The organism is Oligoflexus tunisiensis (assembly GCF_001748245.1).
In the GTDB taxonomy this organism is placed as follows: Bacteria; Bdellovibrionota_B; Oligoflexia; order Oligoflexales; family Oligoflexaceae; genus Oligoflexus; species Oligoflexus tunisiensis.
In genome coordinates this window covers 4,111,853-4,126,970 of sequence record NZ_BDFO01000001.1, presented here as the reverse complement: position 1 = coordinate 4,126,970, position 15,118 = coordinate 4,111,853, and the positions used below count along the sequence as shown (strand labels likewise).

The 15,118-nt window shown below is 49.6% G+C and carries 11 protein-coding genes; 4 read left to right on the top strand and 7 right to left on the bottom strand.

What is annotated here, in order from left to right:
* Positions 1–2 precede the first annotated feature (2 nt).
* Positions 3–755: a hypothetical protein gene (locus OLTU_RS17110; protein ID WP_141733977.1), complete on the top strand. Its 753-nt coding sequence runs from the start codon at positions 3–5 to the stop codon at positions 753–755.
* Positions 756–1,188: 433 nt separating this feature from the next.
* Here the strand turns inward: OLTU_RS17110 and OLTU_RS32380 are convergent, their stop codons facing one another.
* Positions 1,189–1,401 (bottom strand): hypothetical protein, encoded by a 213-nt coding sequence (locus OLTU_RS32380; protein ID WP_218110087.1) that lies wholly within the window; start codon positions 1,399–1,401, stop codon positions 1,189–1,191.
* A gap of 198 nt (positions 1,402–1,599) precedes the next feature.
* Here OLTU_RS32380 and OLTU_RS32375 point away from each other — a divergent pair, with 198 nt between their 5' ends.
* A complete protein-coding gene (locus tag OLTU_RS32375) occupies positions 1,600–2,535 on the top strand; it encodes a hypothetical protein (RefSeq protein WP_218110086.1) in 936 nt (311 codons plus the stop codon).
* Between the two features lie 492 nt (positions 2,536–3,027).
* On the opposite strand, the gene OLTU_RS17100 is transcribed toward OLTU_RS32375, so the two are convergent.
* Positions 3,028–3,249 carry a hypothetical protein gene (locus OLTU_RS17100; RefSeq protein ID WP_141733975.1) on the bottom strand — a complete coding sequence of 74 codons (222 nt, stop codon included), beginning with the start codon at positions 3,247–3,249 and terminating at the stop codon, positions 3,028–3,030.
* Positions 3,250–3,255: 6 nt separating this feature from the next.
* Positions 3,256–6,120 carry a 7TM diverse intracellular signaling domain-containing protein gene (locus OLTU_RS17095; protein ID WP_141733974.1) on the bottom strand — a complete coding sequence of 955 codons (2,865 nt, stop codon included), beginning with the start codon at positions 6,118–6,120 and terminating at the stop codon, positions 3,256–3,258.
* Positions 6,121–6,869: 749 nt separating this feature from the next.
* On the opposite strand from OLTU_RS17095, the gene OLTU_RS17090 reads away from it, so the two are divergent.
* Positions 6,870–8,438, top strand: a complete 1,569-nt coding sequence (locus OLTU_RS17090) for a hypothetical protein (protein ID WP_218110085.1) — start codon at positions 6,870–6,872, stop codon at positions 8,436–8,438.
* A complete protein-coding gene (locus OLTU_RS17085) occupies positions 8,432–9,208 on the top strand; it encodes a hypothetical protein (RefSeq protein ID WP_141733972.1) in 777 nt (258 codons plus the stop codon). The genes OLTU_RS17090 and OLTU_RS17085 overlap by 7 nt, the downstream gene beginning before the upstream one ends.
* On the opposite strand, the gene OLTU_RS17080 is transcribed toward OLTU_RS17085, so the two are convergent.
* The 4 genes from OLTU_RS17080 to OLTU_RS32370 all read right to left on the bottom strand — a co-directional run.
* Complete coding sequence (locus OLTU_RS17080) at positions 9,177–11,039, bottom strand: SpoIIE family protein phosphatase (RefSeq protein WP_141733971.1); 1,863 nt, start codon at positions 11,037–11,039, stop codon at positions 9,177–9,179. The genes OLTU_RS17085 and OLTU_RS17080 overlap by 32 nt on opposite strands.
* Positions 11,036–12,658 (bottom strand): FecR family protein, encoded by a 1,623-nt coding sequence (locus OLTU_RS17075; protein ID WP_141733969.1) that lies wholly within the window; start codon positions 12,656–12,658, stop codon positions 11,036–11,038. Before OLTU_RS17075 ends, OLTU_RS17080 begins: the two co-directional genes overlap by 4 nt.
* A gap of 60 nt (positions 12,659–12,718) precedes the next feature.
* The gene (locus OLTU_RS17070) at positions 12,719–14,590 is read right to left on the bottom strand and encodes a PP2C family protein-serine/threonine phosphatase (protein ID WP_176736711.1); all 1,872 of its coding nucleotides are present in this window, start codon (positions 14,588–14,590) and stop codon (positions 12,719–12,721) included.
* 79 nt (positions 14,591–14,669) lie between these two features.
* The coding region (locus OLTU_RS32370; RefSeq protein WP_218110084.1) for an RCC1 domain-containing protein at positions 14,670–15,118 on the bottom strand (449 nt) is incomplete at its 5' end.

The window sequence follows — 15,118 nt, the reverse complement described above, 5'->3', positions numbered from 1 at the left end:
GTATGAAGTGTCGAATATTCGTTCTCCTGGTTTTTATGGTGTCGTCTGTCGCTCGGTCGGAAACCGCGGCTGCGGACCGGAAGGTTCCTCTGGAGTCTCTCATTGATCGCAGCATTGCTTATGTCAAGCGCCCGTCTATCGTGGAATGGAGGAAGAGGCCATTTATACTGAATATTGAGTTGGGTCAGTTTATAGAATACAACAATTTTGAATCGAGCTACGGGGGTATTGCTCTGCGCTTGCCTTCGGATAGCTTTGTCGTGAAGTCCACATTGGTTGATGTCAAGACTTACGAGTCCGAGGCCTCACGGCAAATAGGTAAAACGCCTTTTCAACAGACGGGTCGACCATCAAGGTTGGAATGGCAGAATGGAATCGAGGTCCCCATTCTGGAAGGTATAGGGAATCCCATGGTTTCCTGGGTCCCCGCTTCGCAGTTCGTGCTGAGCAGCGTTGCCCAGGTTAATTCACACCTCTATTCCAATGCCGTGGAGGATCCGGTTGAGCTGTTTACGAGATTCCATCGGCTTAATCTTTCCGACGACGAGTTGAGAAGACTTCAGGAACATGCCCCCCCCTCCATGCGCATTCTGCGGAGCCGTCACAGCTTAGGGTTTGGACTCCAATGGGACAATTATTATCGATCTGGCATCAATTGGAACACACGGTTCTTGTATGAAATGCCTATGGCGTCTCCCGATCGTAAACTGAAAGCCTGGTACTCCTTAACGCTTGGGGTGGGCTATGCTTCCTAAGGTATTTGCTATTCTTGCCCTGAGTCTGCTGTTATGGGGGCGAGCCGAAGCCCAGACGGGCCTGCCTGAGGCGGTTTACCGCAATGCCTTTTTATCGGCCAGAGATTATGATTTTCAGAAAGTACTCCAGCATTGGTATTTGTTTCAGAGCCTGGATCTCGAGAGCGAAAAGTCTCCCTACGTTCCTCGCTTTGCTTCGCTGCTTTGGGCCAGTGTTGATGCCCTGGATTTATGCCCTGAGAATTTGGAAGCCGATCAAGAAGGCGATCAGCTTTGGACTCTGGTCCTGCATAATTATCTGGTTCGACACCGCCGGGATCAGAAGGCATCCACCCGTGCGGTTTCAGAAGGCCTGGAGGCCTTCAAGTTGGGTTATCAGCTACGGCGCATAGATTTTGGCCAGACTTTGGCGCCTGAAGAAATCAAGAACCTCTCACTTCAACGGTCGGGTTGTGGTGCCGTCTCCCGGATCGAAAGAAGCATGCCCGAATGGGATAAGAAGCGGGACTTTGTATTGGCTGACAACGCCCGGGCGCTGGTCATGCTGGACCTTCTCGAGAAGGCTCGCCAGGCTTGGAAGCACCCCGACGAAGTCCAGCTCCTCGAACTTCGTATACAGGCCCTGCGCCTTTTCTTGAATCAGCAATCAGAGGATGCTGCCAGCCAGGATCAATTCATTCGCGATTCAGCTGCTGTATCCAGTGAGGCATACCAACGCCTGGAAAGCGAGACCAAGGCTTACATTCCACAGTTAATCGTCGACAGTGGGAATGAAAAGGAGTTGAAGGTCAAGCTGCTTCTCCGCTGGCTGGATCTGGCACTTTCTGCGGAAGAAGAGTCCCAGGTGGAACGTCTGATCAGCCTGATCGATAAGTTGGATTCCGGGCTGCGGTCGGCAATCTGGTCTGGTTCCCGAGGAGAGACTCTGATTCAGCTTGGCGAAAAGGGGGTTTTTGCCAAGGGATCGGCCATCGCTTTGCATCGTGGCGTGGAGCACTTTCGAAAAGGACAGGTGATCCCTGCACTCCAGGATTTTGCTCGTGTCCTTCGTTTGTCGAGGAGCTTGGAATCAGGCGATGCAGCAGCACTCGCCTTGAAATGGATCAAGTATGCACTCCTGCAGTTTCGATTTGAGAAGCGCTTCCTGGATTTTCTAAGATCGTACCTGGATGCTGGAACTTTCAAACTCATGGCCCAGGATATTTTCTGGACGAGTGCATTCTATCATGAGCCCTATCTCCTTGACAGTTTAACCAGTCAAGACACGTTGGGCTATCGCCTGGACCAAGTCAAACCCAAGGTCGTATTGCTGGCCCAAGGTCGTGAATCGATATTACTTCAAGAGCTAAAAAATGAGATGAAGAATGAGCCCCGAAAAGCACTGAAGTTCATGCAGATGTTCCTTGAGCATTTGAGCGCCCAGTCGAACCCAGTGATCGAAAGTTTTCAGCCGTTTCTACGCCACCTGGAAGAATTGCTTGATTACCACTCAGGTCATCGGCGACAGTCAAAAATTCAACAGGACGTAAGAAAGGCCTTGGATGGTCTTCTGATCCAAAGGTCCGGGTTCAATCAGGGACGGCAGGATCGTCAGGTGAGAGGTCAGGGTTATGCTCATCTTGGTACGATCGCTATGGAGCCAGGTGATGTCCTTCCATGGCCTTTTCCCCAACCTGACCGTGTGATGCTTAATGTTTTTCGGGTTATACGTCTGGGGGCCCTGGTCAACGTTCAGGCTGACCAGTCACCAGCGTATTCATGGCGGATCAGCGAGAAATGAAGGGCTGGCAGGACTATTATGCGGAGAAGCAACGCAGGCGTAGGCGCCGGTGTTTGATGGCCTGCGGACTGATCATCGTCCTGATCCTTCTGGGCCTGTTCCAGTGCCAGGAATCTCGATCGCCTTTGGTATCAAACTTTCCGGGCAGGGGTACTGCCAGAACTCCGCTCAATGAAAGGTTTCTGGTCTTCGTCCCTGAGCGACGAAAATTTGAGAATGATCAAAAGATCGCGGCTCCATGGGCTAGGGATCTATACAATGCCTTGAGCCGGCGCGAATCGAGACTGCGGGCATGCTTTCAAGGCCATCCAAGCTATTCCTTTGACTGGTGGTTCAGCTATCAGCCGTCTACGGGGCGCTTCCTGCATCGGGCCTTTCGGTGGCATGAAGAGCATGAGCCGGGGCAACAGATTTTGCAGTGTATTGAGTCAATTCTCGAAGAAAACCATCGAACCTCGTTAGCAAACCCTCGAGACGCAAGCTGGTTTTTCCTCAGTATTCGGTATTCCGATGATGTGGGGCGCTTCTCGCGCGAGAGTGGCCTTCCCATTGAAAGGTGACCGCCTCGAGAAGGGTGAATGATTGTTTTGCTTCAGATGCCGCGAAAAAATCCATGGCCTGGGTTACATCCGAAGCAGAAACGACAAAAGATGTGTTTGAAAGCTTGCCATTAAATCCCTCATCGCCGGCGCTTATTTTCTTCCCGTTCTTCATCAGTTATCAGCTGGATGCATGAAGCAGTCGCTGATCAAAGTTCCACACCCAAGTGCATCCGGGAAGTTCAATTCTAAAGTAAAATGCCGCCGCCTCTGAATCCGCGGCAACCTTGTGCGCCTCATAAAAGACTATATCGATTCGCCCCCCAGCTTCCTCCAGCATCGTGCGGACTGCATCCATTCCCACGCCGCGGCCAGAAATTTCTGAAGTTCGTGTCGCCGTGGAAAATCCTGAACCAAAGATGGCATTGGCAATGACCAGCGGGTCCTGGCTATCACCTTCGATGATGGATTTTTCAATAGCTTTTTCTCTTATTCTACCCAGATTCAAGCCCTGGCCGTCATCACCGACCGATAGAATCAGTACTGTTTCTTCTATCGACCCGAGTATTTTGATACATCCATGAGGAGTTTTGTTCCTGCTCATGCGTAAATCAGGTGTTTCCAGACCATGATCCAGGGAATTGCGCAGGAGGTGGATAAAAACATTTTGAAGCAATTCAACAGTTTGAGGCGGCAAGTCCAGGTCAGGGCAATCGATAATGAATTTAGGTTCGAGTTTGCCGAGCTCAGCTGCCAACGGCACAGCTTTTTGGCTACAATCCCACAGAACGGCGGTCAGGCTTTTAAAGTACGCGCGATGAAGTATGGCCTCCCCTTCCGAAACGACCAACCTGTCTGATGGCGGCAGGCGTCGGAAGGCTTCAAGCACTTTCAAGATTGCGTCCTTTCTAAAATTGACAACGTTTGACGCTGAGCGCCCGAGTTTTTCGCTAAAGAGAGAAATGTAATTCTCCAAAATCGAGGCGACGATATCATAGTCTGCCCTCAATCTCTCTATCTCGACGGACCTTGGATTCGATTGATAGAGACTGCAAAGATGCTCTGCCTTATGTATGGCATTAGCAAGCTCTTTAAATCCGAGGCTTCGAACATGGCCTTTCATCGTATGATATTTCATGAAAATGGCCCGAATCTTCGCCCCATCACACGGCGTGCCTGAGTTCAATAGCGCACGAACCTCTGTCAGCATTTTCTTCGAGCTTTCAAAAAAGCGCTGGCATTCCTCTGCGTCTATTGCCAGAAGCTCCGCTATTTTTGCGATCTCTTTCTCATGTTTGTCGGCCAATCCTCTAAGCTTCTTGATTTCCGTTACATCCCTCAGAGTGACAAGCAATTTTTCCGTGTCATTGTTCTCGTTTTCTATCACCTGCCAGTCAATTTCCAGCGATATACCATCTCTTTCGATTTCCCTCGGAAGATGGTTCTCATTAACCTCGAATTCCAAGGGCGAGCTTAATGCCAATTCAATCGTCGTCTTCATGCGCGATATATCGTCTTCGTTCAGGTTGGACCTTTCAGTGAGAAGCTGAACTGGATTCGCCTGTAGGATTTCCGTCGTTCCGACTATGCTACACAAGTGCTGGCTGTATTCGTCGTTGATTCTAACTCCCGGCAGTATGGAAAAAATCCCCTGATGGATGTGTCTCATAATGGAGCGGATCGCTCTGGTCTTTTCTTCCACAATTTCTTCAACTTTGTTGATGTATTTTTCGAGGCTCAAATTCAATGTCCTCAGCTTGTCACCCATGGCGATGGACAGGAAGAGTGCTTCGGTTACGGAGCCAATCTCCATAATGTAATCCAGCACAGGAAAACTGGGTAAAGCGCCCTGAATCATTAACGTTCTTAAGAAAGAACCGAACAGATAGGTTGAAAAAGCCAGCATAAAAAGTATCGCCTGTTTTTCCTTCTTGAAAATGAGCCAGACCGCAGGACCAACTATCAAGGGAATAATGGTACAAATCATCGCGAAGCCAAGGAGAAGCATATACTGGGCTGAGCCAATCGCGTAAAGAACGGCCGCTGCTATGACCATTTTCTGGGCGATTCCTGTGATTCTCTCAAGTCTTTGATTCCGATCGAAGGGCAGGAATTTCCGCGCGAATGCAACAAAGAAAATCCCATGAATCCCCAGGGAAAGCAGGAGATAATGGGTCCAATAGACAGCAGTATTTTCTGTGAAAAAATTAAAATAAAACCCGTTTATCCCAGATGTCAAGAGAAGGGTGGTGCCAACGAAAAACACATAATACAGGTATACCTTTTGTCTTGATATGAGGAATATTCCGAAGTTGTAGATAAGCAGTCCGAGCGTTGCACCCGCATAAGCCCACTGGAACGGAAGCCAACTTTGCAAGGTCTCATCAAGATGCTCTTCCGAATGAAATTCCATATCGAGCTGATGGGGAACGACTGAGGTATAAATCAGAAAATACAGATCAACCTCCCTTTTTTCCGAACTCAATTCGATGGCGTAGGCTACATTGTTCCCACTATCAGCCCGCTCTTTTAGTACTTTGGGAGTCTGAATACTTTTTCTGTAGGAAACCAGGACCCTATCGTCCTGATCAACGAGAAAGTACTGCGCATCAAACAGATATCCCTTGACGTTGAAAATAATTTTCCTTTTCTCTTGCTGCCCTTGGTATTTTAGCTTGACTTTATACCAGACAGGCCGATTGATGAGTCCAAAATTGGGTCTGGGCTGCTCAAGCTTCAGGAATCGATCTCGTATTTCCGGTTTGAGCACGGCAGTAATCTGTGTGAAGGGAACGGATTGATAGAGTGCATCATAGTAGGCAAAATTCTTGCGACGTTTCTCCTCAAGATTTCTTTCTTTTAGATAGTCGATGGCGTCAATCGGAAGCCAATTTATTGTCTTGTCCTGATAAAAATACCGTAAATTACCTTTATCAAGTCGAACAAACTCAAACGTATCGTCAATAACGACCGGCTCTTGCGAAAACGCCTTACCCCAAAACCCAAGTGTCGCGAGTAAAAAGAAAATCGCGCTGAATCTCTTCATTGATGAGTGATTCCTTGCATGATTGAACTTTCAAAGGGGCATCAAGGAGTTTGAGTCTTCGAATGTCTCACACGGGCGAAGCCTCTTTACTCAATCAAGTAATCATTCTAACAATATGGCGCGACGCATAGCAACTTGAGGTTCTTGTGTCGCTATGTCTCGGAAGCTCAACGTCTGAGAATCGGTCTACGATCCGATACGAGAAAAGGCCAACGGACGATCATTAGGTCCTGGGCAGAATGAAGGACCTGCTCGAAGAGCGTCCAGGATTCGGCTGTCCTCGCGTGCATCTTGCTGTGCAGAGCGCGGGCCTTGGGCAAAATCATAAGCGTACGGAGTGGATATATTATGGCAATGGCCTGCAGCTCAAGAAACGCAAGCCGAAGTCAATTGCCACGAAAGAAGGCCTCACACATTGTTAAACGATCGGACGATGAGAAAGGATTCAAGGTTCTCCCAATAAAGTGGATTGTGGAGATAACTTTTTGGATGGCTTGGAAGAAATCGTCGACTGAGCAAGGATTATGAGCGGTGCCATCAACGAGCGGAGCCTTTATATAATAGGTATGATCCGTCTTATGCTGCAGCATTTGGCATGAAAGCATTGACGGACAACTTCTTAAACCAGCTCTTATGGAGAGGGGGGCAAGTGAATTACCCTGGCTCTCAGTCGACCTCCCAACGATGTGTTCGGACAGCTCCGAGAGCAATGGGGAATATTCTTGATTCGATACGTGTCCGATGTCATTATGGATGGAATGATCCGCATATTGTTGCGTTCTTCGTTTTCGTGTCTCGATCAACCTTGGGACGACAGCATGATTGCGAGCCTTCTGAAAAAGTTCAGTCTGCCGGTCTTTCTCTCCATATCGCCTTCCGCCTCGGCTCAGGTTCTGGTTCCGGTCGTCCCGGGAAAGCAGAGCGCTGTTATTAGCTTCTCAAGCGAGAAGGCTTTGAATAGCATACGTTCGGATCGTAATGGGTGGGCACAGTTTTGCCAGAGATTCGGCGATGCCTTGCTTGCGTCTCCGTCTCGCCTTGGATTTTTGGACAGTTTTGAGTGTGTTGGGCTGGGCACATCAGAGATCAAGCGATCAGACGCTCATCGTTGGCACATTGCTCTGATGGAGAGCAAACGGCACTGGGAAATTCAGGTCAGTTTCGAAGACGGTGCCCAAGTTCATAGGGTCCAGAGGCTCAGCTTTCGTGCGAGAGACAAGTTTTCGATCCTTCTTCAGGATGAGAAATCAGCCTCGATGTTGTCCGCAATGCTCATGGCCAACCTGCCCACAGGGTGGGCTTATGAACATGGAAAAACCAATGCGCGGATTCTGCTTCCCTCACTCCCTCCTATATTCCGGCCAGGAAAAGAGCTGTTAGTCTATGATCTTTTCTATCAGAGTCCGGGTATTTTCCTGCCACGTGTTCGGTCCCGCCTTTTGAAGGATGAATCGGAAAGCTTTTATCAAGCTGCCAACGGCTATTTGCCTCTTCGGAAAAAACAAAAATACTGGATTCAAAATACTGGGTCAAAAACCCGCGACTCAAATCCCTGCAACGCTGTTCATGCTGACCACTCTCAGCCTCTCTGCGCTCTATCCGAACAGGAACTTTTACATTTCAGAAGATGGGATGCAAATTATGTAACCTTTTTCTATGGCTATTCCATCTTGCGGGGATCATCGCTCTTGACGAAAGCTGCGATGAATGCTTTGCAGGTGGAAATTCGGAGTGGTCCGTGGGAGGGGCTGCGTGTTGGTTATGAAACGGTCCCCAATGTCAGCCGCGCGACCGGGCTTGGTCAGGAAGCCTTTAGCATGCAGAGGATTTCCCTGGGGCGCGCCATCGAATGGGAGCCACCCAAGGCTTGGCAATTTTATATGACGCGTATGGAACTGCAACCAACTTTGGAATTCCTGCAAATCAAGTCGCATTTCATGGTTGAGCATGACAACGGCCTTGGTAGCAGCCTGACGATCAACAGTAAGAATATCTATGATATGGCATTGACTTTCGGCGTGGAGAAGGAATTTGAATCATTCCGCAGCAGGTTCTGGATGGACTTTAGTATACCTGGAAGCTCCAAAATCGGACGTCAGCTTGTGACGGCTATCAGCCACAAAGCGGGTCTAAGCGCTCACTATCATATGCCTTCGCTGGATCAATCGCCGGGTTGGGAGCTATTCCTATCAGGAAGTGCGGAGAATCTTGAAATTAATACGGATTCGGGTGACAACCGTAGTCAGAAGAGTTTGAGTGTCGATCAAGCTGATATCAATTTGATATTCATCAGCGGAGGTGTCGCACTATCATGGTGAAATTATTTACTATTTTGTGTGTACTGCTTGCGACGAGCGTGCCGTCACATGGTGGCGTTCCTGATCCTCGTCAGTGGTTTGAGGAAATTCCTGACATCGTTCTGCTGCAAAGTCCTGGCCTGGTGCGCACCTTCACAGTCGAAACGTCTCAAGTTGATCAAATGGACAATTGGCGAAGAATCGGTTTGGAACTGGCCAGCATGAGCTTCATACAATATTTCGATGGATCCTATCTTGGCTTCAGTAAGGAGTTGACTCTGATGGCAGATGGGCAGCCGTCAGAGAGCCAACTTCTCAGTATCTCCCCGGTGCATCTGATGTTCCAGGACAACCGGAAAACCATATCTGTGTTTAAAAAGGAACTCGCTGGACTGGTTGCGATTGGCCAATGGTCTATTACAGACAAAGATAGGCTGAGCGCGTCGACCTTCCTCAAATGGCTGTCCATGCATTTGGCTTATGATGCCGTTGTACTCGCCAGGAAAGGCCGCTTTATCCTGGCGGCGCTCCTTGAAAAGCGAAATGAACTCGCGCAGGCTCTGCTTCTGAACAATAGCGCTTTATCCTTATCCGTTCGAGGTGACCAGCACAAGGACGGCCTGTTGCTGCAGATGGTCCGATTGAATGGAGAATTGGCAGTTTTTGAACTCCTGTATGAAGGAGAAGCCGGAGATATCACCCCCGGTACCAAAATTATCATCGGGCAGAGCGCCAATATGAAAAGAATGCTGAAAGATCCTAAGCCGCTTCCTTCTCATGGGCTACGATGACAACTGTCAGGTCGTCCGCAAAGTGATCCTGCTGCGCATTGAATCGCATCACTTCCCGTATCAATTCATCACATAGCTGCTGTGGATCACATCGCGCGTGCTTCTTCAAAAACATCTGCATGTTTCGATTGCCCCATTGACGACCGCGGCTGTCCGCTGCTTCGGTCAGTCCATCAGTATAGAGCAAAATCTTGTCTCCATCTCTCAACTCACAGGATTCATTAAAGTATTCCGTCTCCGAGTCTATGCCGAGGATATTGGATGACTTCCTTTTTTGAATAAGAAACCGGAAAGGAAATTTGCCATTTGGCATCAATCGATTGTCATCAGCATGAGCAGGCATAATAACCGGAAAGGGATGACCTCCGTTGGAGAAGATAAGACATCCCTTGCGGCTATCAACGACCATTGACAGAAACGTCATGCAATAAGATCCCGAGAATGTATTGTGAAGCATGCGGTTAATCATCCGCATGATCTGGGCTGGATCATCCTCACTGTGACCTCCCTCCCTTATCCGCTGGATATGCGTGTGAGCCGCAGTATAGGCCATAGCTGTTACCAGGGCCGCGGGCACACCGTGTCCCGTGGCATCTCCAATCAGGATCAGCTCCTTGCCATGGGACAGCGAAAATCTTCCCCACCAATCACCACCGCATTCCGAAGCCGGTTTATAGAAACTTGTGATATTCAATCTGCCATTTCTTATACGTGTATCCTTGAAGAAGGTATTCTGGACAGTCTGCGCTGTGCTCAAAGCCTGGCTCAGTCGGGTTTTTTCCCTTTCCCGGGTCAGCAGCTCGACAAGTTTGTTTGACATAATGTTGAAAGAGGCAGCCAGTTCGCCGATTTCGTCGCGGGATCGCACGCGTATCAACTGACCGAAATTACCGGCCACGGCACGCTGGGTTGCGGCATGAAGCTCCCGAAGATTTTGGAGTAGATTCGATGTTATCCACCGGGCGCAGAGGATGGCGCACAGGACAAAGAGTACGGTCCATTGTAGCATCTCGATGATAAACGAAAGGATGGCATTCTCAATCGCCGATCCGTTCAAATGCACAAGAACGTAAAGAGGATAGGCCGGCAGTTGGTGAAAAGCAACAAACACCCTTTCCCCATCCATGCTGAGTTCACCCAAGTAGCCTGATGAACCCTTTCTTTTCATTCGCGACTGAGTCAGCGCCGCAAATTTATTTTGCTTGATCAGGTCTCCATAAGAGCGCTGTTGCAGTATATCGTAAAAATCATGATTTAAGAGGTAGATTTCCACACTGTCGCTTGGCTGATTATCCTGGATCAATGCTTTTAACTTGAAATAAAGCAACACCCCAACCGGATCAGTGCCGTCCTCGACAGCGATTGTCCGCATAAAGACGCCGAGAGAGGGATCGGTGGGATGATGTTGGATGCTGTTATCCGCCGTTTTCATGACCTCGCTCAGTCCAACCGTGTCCAAGGTCAAACCCGGGTCAGTCATGCCACTGGCAAGGATAACCGGTTCCTCAGCCAACTGGATGATTTGAACTGCCACCACGCCCGCTTCACTCTTAATGAATGAATCAATCAAATGCGAACGCATTTCCTGTGGGGCTCGCAGAAGAACGTGGGAGAAGAGTGTGATCTTGGTTTCCCAGCGGTTTAGCAGCCCGTTCATGCGCAGTCCAACCAGTTGAGTGCCGTCAATCAAAGTCTTCCTATACTGGCGACTCAACGAGTCATGGATATTCAGGATATTCCTGCCAGTTATAAATGCAACAACGAGGACAACAAGCAGCACAACGAAAATGAAGATCCTGGTGTGGAACCTGTTCCTGATTCCGAAAATCATGGTGGCCTCCTGAATAGGATGTCCACCGGGTGTCGGAAAAGATACGGGTTCAATTGTCGGACAAAGCGATCGACAGCATCTTGGGACGCAAAGAAGTCAGAGTCTATCCTGAGGACGTTTTCCCCTTTCAGATAGTATACAGGCTGGCCGCTCTGCAGTGCTGTGAAAAGGTCGAATTGCTTCCCAATGCCGAGATAGGAAGCGCGTGACCCTCGGAATACCAAGTCAGGTTTAAATTGCTCATAGAAATTAACCGGTATCTTCTGAATAGATGCATGGTCCGTCATGATAATGAGTTGTGAGTTGCGTATGATTCCCGTATCAAACGAAGTGTGAGCGCCCGGGGCTGCCTCGATGTGGAAAGAATCGGCTCCCTGTAAGAGCCCTTCAAATTCAGGGATAATATCTGGATTTGGGATCCAATATTTGGCTAAATATTCAGTTTTCGTGCGTGTTGCAAGCCAGGAATTCCGAGAAACCACCCATTTCCCAGGGTTCACTAGAATGTTGACGGGTGAACGAAACTGGAGCGTCTGGATCTGAATGTTATGTTTCAAGGGAGCAAAGATAGGGCCACTCTTCTGATTCCCTGAACTTTGCCATCCGAACTCGATGGTCAATGCTTGCGATAGTCCCCAGTCTGCATGCAGAATGGATTCAATGGCCTTGAGTGAAAGCGTTATCGCGGTGCTCTCAAGGCCCAGTGAGAATACGAGCGATCGTCCAGTTGCTACGCTTTGAACCCTGAAAGCAGCATTCCAGCCCGGCAGTCTCTTCATCGGACGCCAAATCAATTCAATTCCGATTGGTAGATTGGCCGCCTCCCGTAGGGAAGTTTTGACCCAATAGTGGGTGTGTTTGAGAGAGATTTCTGGGTGATCAGGCCGTTTCATCTCCTCACTCGCAGCCGTTGTCCAGGGTGGGGTGCCCGGTTCCAAAGGTCGTTGGAGTCGTTTTGCGGCAAGGATAGGGCGAGGCTTGGCGATTCGAGTTGGTTCCACCTTTTGCGGTTGTTGCGGTTGTTTTGTATTCTGGAGGAGGATGTCGTTCATTCCAGGGGACTGCATGATGCGTTCGTCTATGGCGCATCCTTCCTTCATGTCGCAATCGCGCAAGGCATGAATGAGACTGCGGCTCTGCTGCGGTCCAGCAATCGTTATGCTGCCTGGTTGATCAGCTTGAATGCCCAGGTTTGGATGGATACGGAAGATTCCGATCATATGGGATAGATCGAAACTGTATGTGCGCGTTGTTAATTTTATGGGGTATTCAAGGGCGATTGCGTCCTTGCCAGACTGCTTGGGAGCCACGACGGAAACCCCTCCCGCCTGCAGTACAATCTCAAATCCAAGGCTGAGCTTTTGCGCCAGAATCTTAAGCTGGGTGTCGCCGGGAACCAGGACGAGGCTTCCATTGTTCATCTGCAGAACGGCACTGCTATTTGAACCCGTGGAGATGGAGTCCAAGGAAAATATGCTGCCGCCGTCCTCCATGCGCTTCCACAAGAATGCACCGGACTTTTTCAGCTCAACACGACCGCTGCTGCTGGCCAGTAAGGCCAAGGGAATACCTTCCGTCTCGTCAGGAGGCCGGAAGCGCATCCAGAGAATGGTCCCCATCGTGAGAGTCGTCCATACTATGAAGAACCGAAATCGCAACGTGATCTCCCGATCCTATTGTCAAGCAGCAAGATCTTTGATTTTAACGAAATCAACAAACACGATTGTAAAATCATCGGCAAACTGATGCTTCTGAGCATTAATATCAATCACATGGCTTATCATGTCCTGACAGAGTTGATGAGTTTCGAGATGGGCATGATTCTTCAAGAATCGCTCCAGCCCTCGATTGCCCCATGGCTGCCTCTTTTCGTCAGCCACTTCCACAAGGCCACGGGAATGAAGAATAAACCTATCGCCCGGAGAAATGGCAAAAACTTCATTCGTGAACCGGGTGTCGGCATCAAGCCCGAGCACGTTCGAAGTATTATTCTTTTGAATCAGAAAGCGGAATGGGTACCTGGCCGGTTGAGTGATGCGGCTGTCGCTGGCGTCGGTTGGAATGAAGACGGGAAATGGATGGCCGCCGTTGGCAAAAATTAATTTTTCATGCACGCTATCCATAATTGCCGCTAAAAACGTCATGGAATACACGCCTTTAAGGGTTTGATAGAGCGTGTCGTTGAGGATTTTCAAGACAGCGGCAGGATCGTCGGAACTGCATCGACCCTCCTTTATGTCCTGAACGTGGATGTGGACCGTCGTATAGGCAATAGCAGTGACCAACGCTGCAGGCACGCCCTTACCTGTGGCATCACCCATTACGATGAGTTCTTTTCCAGGGGCGAGAGAGAACCGTCCCCACCAGTCACCACCACATTCTGCAGCGGGCTGGTAGAAGCTCGAAATGCGCAAACTCCCATTAGTGGCGGATTTGTCCTTAAAGAATGCATTCTGCACGACCTGCGCTGTCGCTATCTCTGCCCCAAGCCTGGCCTTCTCTCTTTCTCCTGCCATGAGTGTCAGAACTCTCTGGGTCATGAGGTTGAACGACGCAGAGAGCTGTCCAATCTCATCGTCTGAGCGCACGGGTACAACATGATCGAAGCGTCCGGCTGCCAGTTGCTGAGTTCCAATATGCAGTCCACGAAGGTCACGCACGAGGCTCCTGGCCATCCATTTTGCAATCAGGACAGCCACGAGCAGGAACAGCAGGGTCCATTTCAACATTTCAAAAATGAAAGACTGAATTCCCTTCTGAATGGCTGAAGCGTCGAGGTGGATAAGCAGATAGACGGGATAGATTGACGGGCGGTAATAAGCCACAAGATACTCACGCTGGTCCTGAATCAGCTCTCCCAGATAACCGAACCCTAACTCCTGCTTGATGAGATGCAAAATTTTTCCAGCAAAGGCCGTTTGATCCACGAGGGCGCTGTAATGTTTCCGTTGGGTAAAATCGAAAAAATTTTCATCAAGTAAGAAGATTTTCATCCCTTTGCTTTTCTTCATGCCCGCCAGCAGGACCCGGATATCAAATTGCAGCCATATCCCCACCGGTGGACCTCCCCCTCGGACCTGGATTTTGCGAAACATCAAGCCTGAGTTTGGCATGCTGGGATGGATGACAATCGAAATGTCCGAATTTCCATTAGGTTCCGTAATTTCGGAGAAAGGAGGTAAATTTTCGCTTCCTGTCATGGCGCTCACAAGGATAACCTGATTCGGGTCGAGGCGCTGAAGTTGCAATCCAGTAAGGCCCTTTTCGCTTTTCATAAAGCGGTCGAGCAGATCGGGCCGCTCAGAAGCCGGAGCCTGCATGATGCGCTGGGCAAGGAAATTTAGTTTTGTGTCCCAGCGGGATAATATCTCACCAACTTGAAGTCCAATAAGCTCGGTGGAGTCGATGAGAGAGCTTTGATATTGGCGACTTAGAAAACTACTCAGACGCTGCGTATTTTTACCGGTGATGGAAATCACCAGGACGCAGACCAATATGACGACGAAACAAAATATCTTTGCTCCGAAACTTTTGCGAAGACCCAATAACATCAAAAATCTCCCGATTCCATATCGATATGTCGGTACTGGAATCAGGAGATTGAGGTCTTTTCGTGGTCGGGGCTGGCATTTAGAGGATGGAATCATCGATTGGAGTCGGAACACCACGGTCGGTATTGCCGCCATCCCCGATCTGACCACGTGAGCCGGCCCCCCAGCAAAAGCCGCGGCCATGACTTGTAAGCCCGCAGGTCAGCGTCCCACCGGCGGTGATCTGACTGAACACCTCGCCACTGGCGAGCGATGAGACATCGACCGCAGTCGGTATCCCCTTGTCCGCAAGAGTGCTGCCATCCCCAAGCTGACCCGAACCGTCCGAACCCCAGCAAAAGCTCCGGCCATGGCTCGTGATGCCACAGCCATGTGAAGCTCCGGCCGTCAGCCGGGTGAAGCGTTCGCCTGTTGCAAGGGAAGTCATGTCGAGTGCGGTCGGAATATTTTTGTCGGCAAGGGTGGCCCCGTCTCCCAGTTGACCTGAACTGTCTGAACCCCAGCAGAAGACATTCCTGAGACTTGTCA